Consider the following 14,918-nt stretch of genomic DNA (forward strand, 5'->3'; position numbering starts at 1 on the left):
GGTTTTTCATTCATCTTTTGGAGAAAACCATGAACGCTGCTGTTCGTCCCGTTTCCGCCGACACGGCCATCGCTGACATTTCCCTCGCTGCCTGGGGCCGCAAGGAAATCCTGATCGCCGAAACCGAAATGCCCGGCCTGATGGCCACGCGCGAGGAATTCGCCGCTGCCCAGCCCCTCAAGGGCGCGCGCATCACCGGCTCGCTGCACATGACCATCCAGACGGCCGTGCTGATCGAGACGCTCAAGGCCCTGGGCGCCGAAGTGCGCTGGGCGTCGTGCAACATCTTCTCGACGCAGGACCACGCTGCTGCCGCCATCGCGGAAACCGGCACGCCCGTGTTCGCCATCAAGGGCGAATCGCTGGCCGACTACTGGGACTACACCCACCGCATCTTTGAATTCGGCGCCGCCGGCACCGAAGGCGAAGGCCCGAACATGATCCTGGACGACGGCGGCGACGCCACCATGCTGCTGCACCTGGGCATGCGCGCCGAAAAGGACCTGTCCGTGCTGGATAACCCCGCCTCCGAAGAAGAGAAGATCGCCTTCGCCGCCATCCGCGCCAAGCTGGCCCAGGACCCCACCTGGTACACGCGCAAGAGCGCCCACATCATCGGCGTGACCGAAGAGACCACGACCGGCGTGCACCGCCTCAACGAGATGTCGGCCAAGGGCACGCTGAAGTTCCGTGCCATCAACGTCAACGACTCCGTCACCAAGAGCAAGTTCGACAACCTCTACGGCTGCCGCGAATCGCTGGTGGACGGCATCAAGCGCGCCACCGACGTGATGATCGCCGGCAAGGTTGCCGTGGTGGCCGGCTACGGCGACGTGGGCAAGGGCTGCGCCCAGGCGCTGCGCGCGCTGTCGGCCCAGGTCTGGGTCACCGAGATCGATCCCATCAACGCCCTGCAGGCCGCCATGGAAGGCTACAAGGTCGTGACCATGGAGTGGGCAGCCGACAAGGCCGACATCTTCGTGACCACCACCGGCAACCGCGACATCATCCGCCACGAGCACATGGTGGCCATGAAGAACGAAGCCATCGTCTGCAACATCGGCCACTTCGACAACGAAATCGATGTCGCCTCCATCGAGCAGTACCAGTGGGAAGAAATCAAGCCCCAGGTGGACCACATCACCTTCCCTGACGGCAAGAAGATCATCCTGCTGGCCAAGGGCCGCCTGGTGAACCTGGGTTGCGCCACCGGCCACCCCAGCTTCGTGATGAGCGCCTCGTTCGCCAACCAGACCATCGCCCAGATCGAGCTGTTCACCAAGCCCGATGCCTACGAGGTCGGCAAGGTCTACGTGCTGCCCAAGATCCTGGACGAGAAGGTTGCCCGCCTGCACCTGAAGAAGGTCGGCGCCATGCTGACCGAACTGACGGACGGCCAGGCTGCCTATATCGGCGTGAGCAAGCAGGGCCCCTACAAGCCCGAAACTTATCGCTACTAAGCACCCCCTGAGGCGCTGACGCGCCTTCCCCCTCTCTATCCGCTTCGCGGAGGAGGGGGACGACGCCCTCGCTGCGGGGCGGCCCTTGCTTGGCGTCCCTGAGTTGGGTCGCGCCGGTTTCGGGCATTAGTCAACTGAGATTTCCTGGAGCGACGCTATGCGCGCAGATGTATTTTTGGTGGAAGCCGGCCATGCGGCCACGCGCTCGCAGGCGCAGCGGCTGATTGCGGGTGGCGTGCAATGGCGCATGACGCCGCTGACGCCTTGGAAGAAGGTTGCCAAGAACGGCGACGAGATTCCTGCGGGTGCCGAGTTGCAGCTGCTGGACGGGGCCGAGGCCCGGTTCATCTCGCGCGGTGGGCTGAAGCTGGAAGGCGCGCTGGCGGCCACCAAGCTGTCGGTGGACGGCCTGCGCTGCCTGGACGTGGGCCAGAGCACGGGCGGCTTCACCGACTGCCTGCTGCAGGCGGGCGCCGCCCAGGTCATCGGCGTGGACGTGGGCCACGGCCAGTTGCATGACCGGCTGCGCTCGGATGTGCGTGTGATCTGCGTCGAGGGCGTCAACGCCCGCGCGGTGACGGCCGAGGGCCTGCAGGAGTCCTGCGAGGAAGTGCTGTCCGAACGCTGGGAAGAAGATCCCGACGACAACGACACCCAGCCCGTGGCGCCCTATGCCTGGATGCGCAACGGCGGTCTGGTCGATGAAGACTACGACGACAGCGACGACGCCAAGGAAAAAGAGATCGAGGCTTTCAAGGCCGAGCGCGCGGCCAAGGGCAAGGCCCGGGAAGAAGGCACGGTGGCCACGCAGCGCCGCCGCCGCGCCGAGTTTGCCGACGTGGACATCACGCCGCAGTTCGACTTCGTCACGGGCGATCTGTCCTTCATCTCGCTGACCCTGGTGCTGCCGGCCGTCACGCGCCTGCTCAAGCCGCATGGCCAGCTGCTGATGCTGGTCAAGCCGCAGTTCGAACTGCAGCCGGGCCAGGTCGGCAAGGGCGGCATCGTGCGCGATGCGGCCCTGTTCACCGAGGTGGAGCAGCGCATCCGCACCTGCCTGGGCGAGCTGGGGCTGGAGGTCAAGGGCTGGATGGAGTCGGCCATCGAAGGCGGTGACGGCAACCGCGAATTTTTCGTGCATGCCCAGCAGGCGGCCGTGGTGAAGGAGCCTGCACAGCCTGAAACGCAGGACGACGACGAGCCCCGTTCGGCCGTGAAAGCCGCGCCCAAGCGCGTGTCCCGCACCGTGCTGCGCGAGCAGCGCAACGAGCGTGTGATCGACACCAGCACCGAGTTCGGCGTGCCCGGACCGGGCCGCGCCAAGCTGCGCAAACGCAACGAATGAAACACTGAGCAGTGAGTCTTACATGAGCTTTCCGATCAGCTTCGAATTCTTCCCGACCAAGACGCCCGAAGGCGCGGCCAAGCATGTTCAGGTGCGCAAGAACCTCTATGCGCGCAAGCCCCAGTTCTGCTCCGTCACCTATGGCGCGGGCGGCTCTACGCAGGCCGGCACCTTCAACATGGTGCGTGACATCCAGAGCGAAGGCGTCAGTGCGGCATCGCATTTCTCCTGCGTGGGCGCCACGCACGACAAGGTGCGTGCCGAGCTGCAGGAGCTCAAGGCCATGGGCGTGCGCCGCATCGTCGCGCTGCGCGGCGACCTGCCCAGCGGCTACGGCCTGGGCGGTGAATTCCAGTACGCCAGCGACCTCGTGGAATTCATCCGCCGCGAGTTCGGCGACTGGTTCCACATCGAGGTGGCAGCCTATCCCGAGGTCCACCCGCAGGCGAAATCCCCACATTCCGATCTGGAAGCGTTTGCGGCTAAAGTGCGCGCTGGCGCGGATTCCGCGATCACCCAATATTTCTACAATGCCGACGCCTACTGCCGTTTCGTTGATGCGGCGCGCGGCATGGGGCTTGATGCACCGGTTGTTCCCGGCATCATGCCCATCACCAGCTCTACGCAGCTGATGCGCTTCTCGGACGCCTGCGGCGCCGAGATCCCGCGCTGGATCCGCCTGCGTCTGCAGGCTTACGGAGATGACACGGCGTCCATTCGCGCCTTCGGCCTCGATGTCGTGTCCCGTCTATGCGAGCAGTTGCGCAGCCAGGGCGCTCCCGGGCTGCACTTCTATACGATGAACCAGAGCGTCGCCACGCTGGAAATCTGCGATCGATTGGGCCTTTGAGCGCGCAGCCACTGCGCCGGCCCCGGGCGGCCCTCTAGAACTTGGGAACGGTCAGGCGTTCCCTGGAGGTTTTTGCCCATGGATCGTAGTTTTCGACGCCTGCATTGGCGCTGGCTGGCCATGTGTGCCATCACCGCCACCCTGGCTGGCTGCGCACCGGCTCCCGTGGCCGAAACCGATGCCGAGTCCGGCGCCCTGATGGCCGGTTCTGCCGGTTCGGCAGGCGCCGAGTCCATGGCTGAAGGCCAGACGCCTGCGGCCGTTCCCTCCGCAGGCAAGCGCAGCAGCCGCGCCTCGCGGGCCACGCCGCCCGCCAGCAGGTCCGCGGATGCCAGGCCCTCCGAACCGGCTTCGCCCGAAGAGAGTGCCGACACTCCCTCCAATCCCGATTTCGCCCTCGTTCCATCTCGCGACAGCGACCAGCAAGGCCTGGCCTCCTGGTATGGCCCGGGCCTGCATGGCCGGCTGACGGCCAGCGGCGAACGTTTCGACAAGGAAGAGCTGACGGCTGCGCACCGCAGCTTCGCCTTCGGTAGCCGTGTCTGCGTGCGCAGCGCCGCGACAGGCAGGACGGTGGTGGTGCGCATCAATGACCGGGGGCCGTTTGCGCCCGGCCGCGTGATCGACCTGAGCCAGGCTGCTGCGCAGGAGCTGGGCATGGTCGGCCTGGGCATCAAGCCCGTGGAGCTGTGGCAGCTCGACGAAGGCGAGGAAGAATGCCCCGAAACCCTGGTCACGGCCAGGAAGGCAGAGTCCCTCAAGAAGACTCAGCAGGCCAGGGCACAGACACAAACACAAACGCAGGCGCGGACCCAGGTTCAGGCAAAGGCCCCGGTCCGGCCGCGTGTGCAGGCCAAGGCGCCCGCACCCAGGCCCAATGCACGCACGGCCGTGGCCAGCCGTGCCGCCCCTGCCGCCAAGCCGGTGGCGAAGGCCGCAGCGCCCGCCGCAGCCTCGGCCACGGCAGTGGCCTCTGCGGCGTCGAGCTCGCGCTGAACCGTGTTCAGCCGCCCGATTCGAGCGTGAAGGCCGCGTTCTCGTCCTGACCGAGCAGCTTGACCAGCTGCGGCATGGCCGGCTTGAGCTGTTCCTTGAGATTGAACGGCGGATTGATCAGGAACATGCCGCTGGCCGGCAGGCCGCCGCGCTCCGACGTCTTGTTGCTCTTGACCGTGAGCTCCACATGCAGCCAGCTCTTGCCGGCCTTGGTGGTCATGGTCTTCAGGCGGCGCGGCAGATCGTGCGCCTCGGGGCGCGGGATGATCGGATACCAGACCGCATACGTGCCTGTGGCAAAGCGCTTGAGGCTGTCGGCCGCCATGTCCAGCACCTTGGCGTAGTCGCTCTTGAGCTCGTAGCTGGGGTCGCACAGCACCAGGGCGCGGCGCGACGGTGGCGGCAGGAATTTCTTGATGCCTTCGAAGCCGTCCTCGTGCAGCACGGCCACCTGGCGGCCCGCTTCGAGCTGGGCAATGTTGCCCGCCAGCGAGCGCATGTCGGTGGGATGCAGCTCGAAGACCTTGAGCTTGTCGCGCTCCTGCACGCGCAGCAGGGACTGGATGATGAAGGGCGAGCCCGGGTAGTTGCGCAGCTGCGCGCCCTGGTTGAAGGAGCGCACCGTGGCCAGGTAGGCCTGCAGCACCGGGGCCAGCTCGGCCTCCTTGGCCTGGGCCAGGCGCATGATGCCGTCGGCGGACTCGCCGCTCTTGTTGGCGTAGTCGCCGTCCAGTCGGTACAGGCCGGCGCCGGCGTGCGTGTCCAGCACCGTGAGGGCGGCATCCTTCTGGAGGAGGTATTGCAGGGTGGCGATCAGCACGGTGTGCTTGAGCACATCGGCATGGTTGCCTGCATGGAAGGCGTGGCGGTAACTGAACATAGGCGTATGGTAACCAGCCGCGCTGCCGGGTGGTTGTCCGTGGCGGCTGAAGGATGGGGGCCGGCGCTGAAGCCAGTGCGGCGCAAGGGGGGGATGGCGAAGGCCTGCCGTTTTTGTATAATGGAGGGCTTCGCAGCGATTTTAGGGTCCCGCGGCGAAGTTTACATCCCCGCCTAAGAGGCTTCCTTTTTGAAGAAGCGCCGACCGCGGAAAAGGGCCCGCCAAACCTTTCTTGAAAGAGAAAACTCATGTCTACATTCAGCGCAAAGCCCGCTGAGGTGCAACACGAGTGGTTTGTGATTGACGCCACCGATAAGGTGCTCGGACGTGTCGCCAGCGAAGTGGCACTCCGTCTGCGCGGCAAGCACAAAGCCATTTACACACCTCACGTTGACACCGGCGACTTCATCGTCATCATCAACGCCTCCAAGCTCAAGGTCACCGGCACCAAGAACCTGGACAAGGTGTACTACCGCCACTCTGGTTTCCCCGGCGGCATCACTGCCACCAACTTCCGCGACATGCAGGCCAAGTTCCCCGGCCGTGCTCTGGAAAAGGCCGTCAAGGGCATGCTGCCCAAGGGTCCCCTGGGCTACGCAATGATCAAGAAGCTCAAGGTGTACGGCGGTGCTGAGCATCCCCACACCGCCCAGCAGCCCAAGGCTCTGGAAATCTAAGGAGACCTAGATGATTGGTGATTGGAACAATGGCACCGGCCGTCGCAAATCCAGCGTCGCACGCGTGTTCCTGAAGAAGGGCTCCGGCAAGATTACCGTGAATGGCAAGGACATTCAGGAATACTTCGGCCGCGAAACCTCGATCATGATCGCAAAGCAGCCCCTGGCTCTGACGAGCAACCTGGAAGCTTTCGACATTCAAGTGAACGTCCACGGTGGTGGTGAATCCGGCCAGGCCGGCGCTACCCGCCACGGCATCACCCGCGCCCTGATCGACTATGACGCAGCGCTCAAGCCCGTCCTGAGCCAAGCCGGCTTCGTGACGCGTGACGCTCGTGAAGTCGAACGTAAGAAGGTCGGCCTGCGCTCCGCACGCCGCGCCAAGCAGTTCTCCAAGCGTTAATCCGCTGGCACTGCAGGAAAGTCCCCCGGGGCTTTCCCCAGAAAAAAACCGCCTTTGCCGGCGGTTTTTTTCTGGGCGATGCAAACCCTTCGCATTCACCTTCGCCGTCGGTGGCCAATGCCCCCACTTGCACTGTCGTCAAGCCGGCGGCCCCGGGAATTCCCGAGCCCTTTGCTGTACCATTCGGGCCAATTGAGAACTTCGGAGTATCCCCATGAGCGCCGTCGCAGAAATCACCGAAACCACCACCGCCGAAATGCCCACCCCGATCGTCTTCACCGACAGCGCAGCTGCCAAGGTGGCCGATCTGATCGCCGAGGAAGGCAACCCTGACCTGAAGCTGCGCGTGTTCGTGCAAGGTGGCGGCTGCTCGGGCTTCCAGTACGGCTTCACCTTCGACGAGATCACCAACGACGACGACACGACCATGACCAAGAATGGCGTGTCGCTGCTGATCGACGCCATGAGCTACCAGTACCTGGTGGGTGCCGAGATCGACTACAAGGAAGACCTGCAGGGCGCGCAGTTCGTGATCAAGAACCCCAACGCCTCCACCACCTGCGGCTGCGGATCGAGCTTCTCGGTGTAAGCCTTGTCGGCCGCGCTGCAGTGAAGCCCGCAGCAGCCCGCCGCACAACACGCCACCAACCGCCGCGCAGCAATGCGCAGGCGGTTTTTTAACGCCTGCGCCCTTCCTGCCTTGCCATGATTCCTGAAGACAAAAGCGCTTCCGCCTCCACCACATCCTCCTCGCGTTCGGTGCTGCTATGGCTTGTGGCCATCGGCTTTTTCATGCAGACGCTGGACGGCACCATCGTCAACACCGCGCTGCCCACCATGGCCGAGGCCCTGGGCGAGAGCCCGCTGCGCATGCAGTCGGTCATCGTCGCCTACTCGCTGACCATGGCCATGCTGATCCCGGCCTCGGGCTGGATGGCCGACCGCTTCGGCACGCGGCGCGTCTACCTGTGGGCGATTGCGCTGTTCGTGCTGGGCTCGGTGATGTGCGCGATTGCGCCCAACCTGCAGCTGATGGTGGCTGCGCGCGTGCTGCAGGGCATGGGCGGGGCGCTGCTCATGCCCGTGGGCCGGCTGGCCGTGCTGCGCGCCTTTCCGCGCGAGCAGTTCCTCAAGGCCATGAGCTTCGTGGCCATCCCCGGCCTGGTCGGGCCGCTGATCGGCCCCACGCTGGGCGGCTGGATGGTGGAGTACGTGAGCTGGCACTGGATCTTCCTGGTCAACGTGCCCGTGGGCCTGATCGGCCTGGCCGCCACGCTGCGCTTCATGCCCGTGGGCGACCGCTTCGCCGTCAAGCGCTTCGACGGCGTGGGCTATGCGCTGCTGGCATTCGGCATGGTGGCCGTGTCGCTGGCGCTGGACAGCATGTCGGGCAAGGGCATCCACGGCGCCATGGTCTTCGTGCTGCTGATCTTCGGCCTGGCCAGCCTGGCCGCCTACTGGCTGCACGCGCTGCGCCGGCCCGACCCGCTGTTCGCCCCCGAGCTGTTTGCCGTGCGCAGCCTGCGCGTGGGCCTGCTGGGCAACCTGTTCTCGCGCCTGGGCAGCTCTTGCATGCCCTTCCTGATCCCGCTGGTGCTGCAGGTCTGCCTGGGTTTCTCTCCGCTGCAGGCCGGCATGATGATGCTGCCCACGGTGCTGGCCAGCATGGCCATGAAGCGCCAGACCACCACGCTGATCCAGCGCATCGGCTACCGCCGCGTGCTCATGGGCAACACCCTGGTGCTGTCGCTGATGATTGCCAGCTTCGGAACGGTCTCCACGGCGCTGCCGCTGTGGGTGGTCATCGTCCAGCTGCTGATCTTCGGCGCCACCAACTCCATGCAGTTCACGGCCATGAACACCGTCACGCTCAAGGACCTCGATGCCGGCAACGCCAGCAGCGGCAACAGCCTGCTGTCCATGGTGCAGATGCTGGCCATGGGCATGGGCGTGGCCGCCGCAGGTGCGGTGCTGGCCGGTTTCAGCGAATGGTTCGGCGGCGACACGCCGCAGCACACCCTCAATGCCTTCCGTGCCACCTTCGTCTGCATGGGCGCGGTGACGCTGGCCTCGACCATGATCTTCTCGCAGCTCGGCGACGATGAGGATGTGCGGCCCAAGCCTCTGGAGCCGGCCGAGCACGAGTGAGGGCTGTGCATAGCTTTTGAACCCTGAACCGCTGCAATCCACACTTTTGTTGCGGGTTTACCCTTGTTTTTGACAAGGATATATGGCAGCCCGCATAGGAAATATCGAGGCCGTCTTATGCGTTTGGGCGGGGCTGGACTTAATCTCGGGTACATCCGCAGGACTTACGCAAGCAAGAACGCAAACACGCTATCGCCACAGGGCCAGCGGCTTTCTTCCTCGGAATTTGCGTAAGTCGTGATCCGAACAGTCCACGCACCAGCAGTTGCCCCCACGAGCATGAGCCAGAGCCCCAGTTCCCAACCCATCCGCTTCTATCACCGCGGCCAGATCGTCGAGGTACAGGGGCCGCATCCCACGCGCTCGGTGCTCGACTGGCTGCGCGGCGACGCGCGCTGCACCGGCACCAAGGAGGGCTGCAACGAAGGTGACTGCGGCGCCTGCACGGTGGTCATCGCCGAGCTGGCCGAAGACGGCGCGCCCGACGCGGTGGGCGGCCTGCAGCTGCAGACGGTCAATGCCTGCATCCAGTTCCTGCCCACGCTGCACGGCAAGGCGCTCTTCACGGTGGAGGACGTCAAGGGCCAGTGCGCCGGCAAGCAGGGCTGTGCCACCGGCAAGCCCGCAGGCGGTGCCGAACTGCACCCCGTGCAGCAGGCGCTGGTGGACTGTCACGGCTCGCAGTGCGGCTTTTGCACGCCGGGCTTCGTGATGTCGCTGTGGTCGGCCTACGAGCACCACCAGCAGGCCGGCACGCGCCCCTCGCGCCAGCAACTGGCCGACGAGCTGTCGGGCAATCTGTGCCGCTGCACGGGCTACCGTCCCATCCTGGACGCAGGCCAGCGCATGTTCGACCTGCCCGCCACGCGCATGGCCACCGACCCCGTGGTGCAGGCACTGCAGGGCCTGCGCGCGCAGGATGCCGGCTTGGACTACACCGCGCCCAACGCCGCCCAGGGCGGCCGTGTGGACAGCTTCCACGCTCCGCGCACGCTGGACGAGCTGGCCGCCGTGTGCGAGGCCAAGCCCCGCGCGCGCCTGCTGGCAGGCTCCACCGATGTGGGTCTGTGGGTGACCAAGCAGTTCCGCGACCTGGGCGACATCGTCTATGTGGGCGACGTGGCCGAGATGAAGCGCGTCGAGGAACGCCGCGGCGCGGGCAGCCTGGAAGGCGGCGAGCTGTACATCGGCGCCGGTGCCTCGCTGGAATCGGCCTGGTCGGCGCTGTCGCAGCGCTTCGAGGGGCTGACCGACGTGTGGCTGCGCTTTGCCTCCGTGCCCATCCGGCATGCGGGCACCATGGGTGGCAACGTGGCCAATGGCTCGCCCATTGGCGACTCGCCGCCCGTGCTGATGGCGCTGGACGCGCAGATCGAGCTGCGCAAGGGCGCACGCGTGCGCCGCATGCCGCTGCATGACTTCTATCTGGACTACATGAAGAACCAGCTGGAGCCGGGCGAGTTCGTGCAGGCACTGGCCGTGCCGCTGGACGCTGCACGGCGCCAGACCCGGGCCTACAAGATCAGCAAGCGCTTTGACTGCGACATCTCGGCGCTGTGCGCGGGGCTGGCCATCGAGCTCGATGGCGAGGTGGTGAAGTCCGCCCGCCTGGCCTTTGGCGGCATGGCCGCCGTGGTCAAGCGTGCGGCCCTGGCGGAGGCGGCCATCGTGGGCCAGCCCTGGGACCAGGCCGCAGTGAAGGCCGCCCAGGCCGCGCTGGCCCAGGACTTCAAGCCCATGTCCGACATGCGCGCCAGCGCCGACTACCGGCTCAAGGTGGCGCAGAACCTGCTGCAGCGCCTGTGGCTGGAGACACGTCCGCAGCAACCGCTGCCGCTGCAGGCCACCAGCGTCTGGAGCGTGATGCCCCACGCAGTGCACCAAGGAGCCTGAAATGAACCGCCCCATCGATCCCTCCCTGCTGCACTCGTCCGAGGCCTTTGCGCATTACCTGAAGAACACCGCCTTCCGCGTGGACGAGCGTGCCGAGGCCGGTGCCCACACCCAGGGCCAGCGCGTGGGCATCAGCCGCCCGCATGAATCGGCCCATCTGCATGTGGCCGGCGAGGCCGCCTACATCGACGACCTGCCCGAGCTGGACGGCACGCTGCACTGTGCGCTGGGCCTGTCGCCCGTGGCCAATGGCCGGCTCAATGCGCTCAGGCTGGATGCCATCCGCGCCATGCCCGGCGTGGTGGCCGTGCTCACGGGCGAGGACATTCCCGGCGTCAACGACTGCGGCTCCATCATCCACGACGACCCCATCCTGTGCAGCGGCGAGATCCGCTACCTGGGCCAGCCGCTGTTCGCCGTGATCGCCGAAAGCCGCGAGGCTGCGCGCCTGGCTGCGGCCCAGGCCAAGGCGGCAGCCGACATCACGGCCGAGCCGCCCGTGCTCACGCCCCAGCAGGCGCATGAGCTGGGCCAGTACGTGCTGCCGCCCATGCACCTGGCGCGCAGCACGAATGAAGGCGGCGCTCGCCGCGCCATGGACGAGGCGCCGCACCGCCTGAAGTCATCGTTCTACGTGGGCGGCCAGGAGCAGTTCTACCTGGAAGGCCAGATCAGCTACGCCATTCCCAAGGAGGACGGCGCCGTCCACCTGTACTGCTCCACCCAGCACCCCAGCGAGATGCAGCATCTGGTGGCGCATGCGCTGGGCGTGGCCTCGCACGCCGTGCATGTGGAGTGCCGCCGCATGGGCGGCGGCTTCGGCGGCAAGGAGTCGCAGTCGGCCCTGTTCGCCTGCGTGGCCTCGGTGGCCGCGACGCGGCTGCGCCGCCCCGTCAAGCTGCGCCTGGACCGCGATGACGACTTCATGATCACGGGCCGCCGCCACTGCTTCTGGTACGAGTACGAGGTGGGCTACGACGACGAGGGCCGCATCCTCGGCGCCGAGATCTCCATGGTCTCGCGCGCCGGCCACTCGGCCGACCTGTCCGGCCCCGTGATGACGCGCGCGCTGTGCCACTTCGACAACACGTACTGGCTGCCCGATGTGTCCATGCACGGCTACTCCGGCAAGACCAATACCCAGAGCAATACGGCGTTCCGCGGCTTCGGCGGCCCGCAGGGCGCGATCGCCATCGAGAACATCATGGAGACGGTGGCGCGCGAGCTGGGACGCGATGCGCTCGATGTGCGCCGCGTCAACTTCTATGGCAAGACCGAGCGCAATGTCACGCCCTATAGCCAGGTCGTGACCGACAACGTGATCCACGAGCTGGTGGCCGAGCTGGAGACCTGCAGCGACTACCGCGCGCGCCGCGATGCCATCGCCGAGTTCAACGCGGCCAGCCCCGTGCTCAAGCGCGGCCTGTCGCTGACGCCGCTCAAGTTCGGCATCTCCTTCAACGTCAAGCACTTCAACCAGGCCGGCGCCCTGGTCCATGTCTACAACGACGGCTCCATCCTCGTGAACCACGGCGGCACCGAGATGGGCCAGGGCCTGAACACCAAGGTGGCCCAGGTCGTGGCGCACGAGCTGGGCGTGGGCTTCGGGCGCGTGCGCGTCACGGCCACCGACACCACCAAGGTGGCCAACACCTCGGCCACGGCGGCATCGACGGGGGCCGACCTCAACGGCAAGGCCGCGCAGGATGCGGCGCGCCAGATCCGCGAACGCCTGGCCGCCTGCGCCGCCGAGCGCCATGGCGGCCGCGCGCAGGACGTGCGCTTTGCCAACGATCAGGTCCACGTCAACGGCAAGGTGCTGGATTTCAAGGCCGTGGTGGGCGAGGCCTACATCGAGCGCGTGCAGCTGTGGTCCGACGGCTTCTATGCCACGCCCGGCCTGTCGTGGAACAAGGACACCATGCAGGGCCGGCCCTTCTTCTACTACGCCTACGGCGCGGCCGTGAGCGAGGTGGTGGTGGACACGCTGACCGGCGAGTTCAAGCTGCTGCGCGCCGACGTGCTGCACGACGTGGGCCGCTCGCTGAACCCGGCCGTGGACGTGGGCCAGGTCGAGGGCGCCTTCATCCAGGGCATGGGCTGGCTGACCACGGAAGAGCTGGTCTGGCACCCGCAAAGCGGCAAGCTCACCACGCACGCGCCCAGCACCTACAAGATCCCGACGGCCAATGACTGCCCGCCCGTGTTCAACGTGCGGCTGTTCGAGGGCGACAACTTCGAGGACTCCATCCACCGCAGCAAGGCCGTGGGCGAGCCGCCGCTGCTGCTGCCGTTCTCGGTGTTCTTCGCCATCCGCGACGCCGTCTCGGCCGCGGGCGGGCACCGCAGCAACCCGCCGCTGCAATCGCCGGCCACGCCGGAATCCATCCTGCGCGCCATCGAGGCCGTGCAGGCCGCCGGGAGCTGAGCGGACCGGCGCCGCCCCCTCATTCCCTGAATCTGCGCGCAGCGATGCGCGCCACCAGGTCCATGGCTGCCCGGCAGGGTGCCATGCCTTGTGCCGGCCTGGACAGCCGGTGCTCAACCCTGGGCGCTTTCACAACCGTTGCGCCCCGCATGCGAAAACAACACGGAGACAATGCGATGAACTGGATGGAACGGGTGTTCAAGCTCAGTGAGCACGGCACCAATGTAAGAACCGAGCTGGTCGCGGGCCTGACGACCTTTCTGACGATGGCCTACATCATCTTCGTCAATCCCTCGATCCTGGGGGATGCGGGGATGCCCAAGGGGGCCGTCTTCGTGGCCACCTGCCTGATCGCGGCGCTGGGCACGACCATCATGGCGCTGTACGCCAACTATCCCATCGCGCTGGCGCCGGGCATGGGCTTGAACGCCTATTTCGCCTACGTGGTGGTGCTGCACATGGGCTTCACCTGGCAGGCCGCGCTGGGCGCGGTCTTTGTCTCGGGCTGCCTGTTCCTGCTGGTGACGCTGTTCGGCCTGCGGGAGCTGATCATCAAGGGCATACCGCAGTCCATACGCATAGCGATCACCGTGGGCATTGGCCTGTTCCTGGCGCTGATCGCGCTCAAGAGCGCGGGCATCGTCGCGGCATCGCCGGCCACCTTCGTGACCCTGGGCGATCTGCACAAGCCCGAAGTCATCCTGGCTTCGCTGGGCTTTCTGATCATCGTGGTGCTGGACCGCCTGAAGGTGCCGGGCGCCATCCTGATCGGCATCGTCGCGGTCACCGTGGCCTCGTTCTTCTTCGCAGGCAACGAGTTCCACGGCGTGTTCTCGGCGCCACCCTCCATTGCGCCCACCTTCCTGCAGCTGGACATCAAGTCCGCGCTGACGGGCGGCATCCTCAACGTGGTGCTGGTGTTCTTCCTGGTCGAGCTGTTCGATGCCACGGGCACGCTGATGGGCGTGGCCAAGCGCGCCGGCCTGCTGGTGCCCAGCCGCATGGGCCGCTTCAACCGCTCGCTGCTGGCCGACAGCGGCGCCATCTTCGCGGGCTCGCTGCTGGGCACCTCCAGCACCACGGCCTATGTGGAAAGCGCGGCCGGCGTGCAGGCGGGCGGCCGCACGGGCCTGACGGCGCTGACCGTGGCCGTGCTCTTCCTGTGCTGCCTGTTCCTGTCGCCGCTGGCCGGCGTGGTGCCCGGCTACGCCACGGCGCCTGCGCTGTTCTTCGTGGCCTGCCTGATGCTCAAGGAGCTGACCGAGATCGAATGGGGTGAGACCACCGAGGCCATCCCCGCTGCCGTCACGGCCCTGCTCATGCCCTTCACCTACTCGGTGGCCAATGGCTTGGCCTTCGGCTTCATCACCTATGCCGTGCTCAAGCTGTTCACGGGCCGCGCCAAGGAAGTGCACTGGATGGTGTGGCTGATCGGCGGCGTCTTCCTCTTCAAGTTCGTCTATATAGGCGGATAGCACCCCCTGAGGCGCTTACGCGCCTTCCCCCGTATGCACGGCGCCCTCTCTCGCTTCGCGGGAGGGGGACGACGCCCTCGCCGCGAGGCGGCTCTTGCTCGGCGTCCCTGCTTTTGGGCCGCGCCAGTTTCATAGGCTTTGGGCTCAGGCAAGATGTTTGGTGGGCCCATGCTTGGCGGATGCCTTGCATGGTTTTTTTATGCGGGGTGGATGGCGCCCAGGATGCGCGGGCCGCGTGCGCCCGTCACGGCGGGCAGGTTGCCCGGCAAACCCAGCAGGGCCTGGCGCGCCAGCCAGGCAAAGGCGGCGGCCTCCACCTGCTGAGGCGGCAGGCCGCGCGCGGCCGTGGTGTCCACGGCCACG

The 14,918-nt window shown here is 66.4% G+C and carries 13 protein-coding genes; 11 read left to right on the forward strand and 2 right to left on the reverse strand.

Annotation, left to right across the window (positions count from 1 at the left end; genetic code table 11):
* Nucleotides 1-29: 29 nt before the first annotated feature.
* The 4 genes from ahcY (at nt 30) to ACM14_RS23280 (ending at nt 4,651) form a co-directional block, all read left to right on the forward strand.
* Nucleotides 30-1,460 carry an adenosylhomocysteinase gene (ahcY, locus tag ACM14_RS23265; RefSeq protein WP_013800445.1) on the forward strand — a complete coding sequence of 477 codons (1,431 nt, stop codon included), beginning with the start codon at nt 30-32 and terminating at the stop codon, nt 1,458-1,460.
* 157 nt (nt 1,461-1,617) lie between these two features.
* The gene (locus ACM14_RS23270; protein ID WP_063328518.1) at nt 1,618-2,805 is read left to right on the forward strand and encodes a TlyA family RNA methyltransferase; all 1,188 of its coding nucleotides are present in this window, start codon (nt 1,618-1,620) and stop codon (nt 2,803-2,805) included.
* Nucleotides 2,806-2,827: 22 nt separating this feature from the next.
* The gene (gene metF, locus ACM14_RS23275; protein WP_034397320.1) at nt 2,828-3,655 is read left to right on the forward strand and encodes a methylenetetrahydrofolate reductase [NAD(P)H]; all 828 of its coding nucleotides are present in this window, start codon (nt 2,828-2,830) and stop codon (nt 3,653-3,655) included.
* Between the two features lie 78 nt (nt 3,656-3,733).
* Nucleotides 3,734-4,651: a septal ring lytic transglycosylase RlpA family protein gene (locus ACM14_RS23280; RefSeq protein WP_065347432.1), complete on the forward strand. Its 918-nt coding sequence runs from the start codon at nt 3,734-3,736 to the stop codon at nt 4,649-4,651.
* Nucleotides 4,652-4,658: 7 nt separating this feature from the next.
* Here the strand turns inward: ACM14_RS23280 and ACM14_RS23285 are convergent, their stop codons facing one another.
* Nucleotides 4,659-5,531: a 23S rRNA (adenine(2030)-N(6))-methyltransferase RlmJ gene (locus ACM14_RS23285; RefSeq protein WP_063328516.1), complete on the reverse strand. Its 873-nt coding sequence runs from the start codon at nt 5,529-5,531 to the stop codon at nt 4,659-4,661.
* Between the two features lie 248 nt (nt 5,532-5,779).
* Between ACM14_RS23285 and rplM the strand changes: the two genes are divergently transcribed.
* From rplM to ACM14_RS23320, 7 genes are all read left to right on the forward strand, one after another.
* Complete coding sequence (rplM, locus tag ACM14_RS23290; protein ID WP_012207711.1) at nt 5,780-6,208, forward strand: 50S ribosomal protein L13; 429 nt, start codon at nt 5,780-5,782, stop codon at nt 6,206-6,208.
* A 10-nt stretch (nt 6,209-6,218) separates the two neighbouring features.
* Nucleotides 6,219-6,611, forward strand: coding sequence for a 30S ribosomal protein S9 (gene rpsI, locus ACM14_RS23295; RefSeq protein ID WP_012207710.1), 393 nt, complete (start codon nt 6,219-6,221; stop codon nt 6,609-6,611).
* A gap of 214 nt (nt 6,612-6,825) precedes the next feature.
* Entirely contained in the window at nt 6,826-7,200 is a 375-nt protein-coding gene (erpA, locus tag ACM14_RS23300; protein ID WP_013800449.1) for an iron-sulfur cluster insertion protein ErpA, read from the forward strand.
* A gap of 116 nt (nt 7,201-7,316) precedes the next feature.
* The gene (gene mdtD / locus ACM14_RS23305; RefSeq protein ID WP_013800450.1) at nt 7,317-8,759 is read left to right on the forward strand and encodes a multidrug transporter subunit MdtD; all 1,443 of its coding nucleotides are present in this window, start codon (nt 7,317-7,319) and stop codon (nt 8,757-8,759) included.
* A gap of 279 nt (nt 8,760-9,038) precedes the next feature.
* Nucleotides 9,039-10,652: a xanthine dehydrogenase small subunit gene (xdhA, locus tag ACM14_RS23310; RefSeq protein ID WP_065347433.1), complete on the forward strand. Its 1,614-nt coding sequence runs from the start codon at nt 9,039-9,041 to the stop codon at nt 10,650-10,652.
* A gap of 1 nt (nt 10,653) precedes the next feature.
* Nucleotides 10,654-13,080, forward strand: a complete 2,427-nt coding sequence (gene xdhB, locus ACM14_RS23315) for a xanthine dehydrogenase molybdopterin binding subunit (RefSeq protein WP_065347434.1) — start codon at nt 10,654-10,656, stop codon at nt 13,078-13,080.
* A gap of 176 nt (nt 13,081-13,256) precedes the next feature.
* Nucleotides 13,257-14,555: an NCS2 family permease gene (locus tag ACM14_RS23320; protein ID WP_012207705.1), complete on the forward strand. Its 1,299-nt coding sequence runs from the start codon at nt 13,257-13,259 to the stop codon at nt 14,553-14,555.
* A gap of 197 nt (nt 14,556-14,752) precedes the next feature.
* On the opposite strand, the gene ACM14_RS30895 is transcribed toward ACM14_RS23320, so the two are convergent.
* Nucleotides 14,753-14,918 (reverse strand): anhydro-N-acetylmuramic acid kinase (locus ACM14_RS30895; RefSeq protein ID WP_175403297.1); only part of this gene is annotated, 166 nt, incomplete at its 5' end.

It is taken from the genome of Delftia sp. JD2 (genome assembly GCF_001682645.1).
Lineage (GTDB): Bacteria > Pseudomonadota > Gammaproteobacteria > Burkholderiales > Burkholderiaceae_C > Comamonas > Comamonas acidovorans.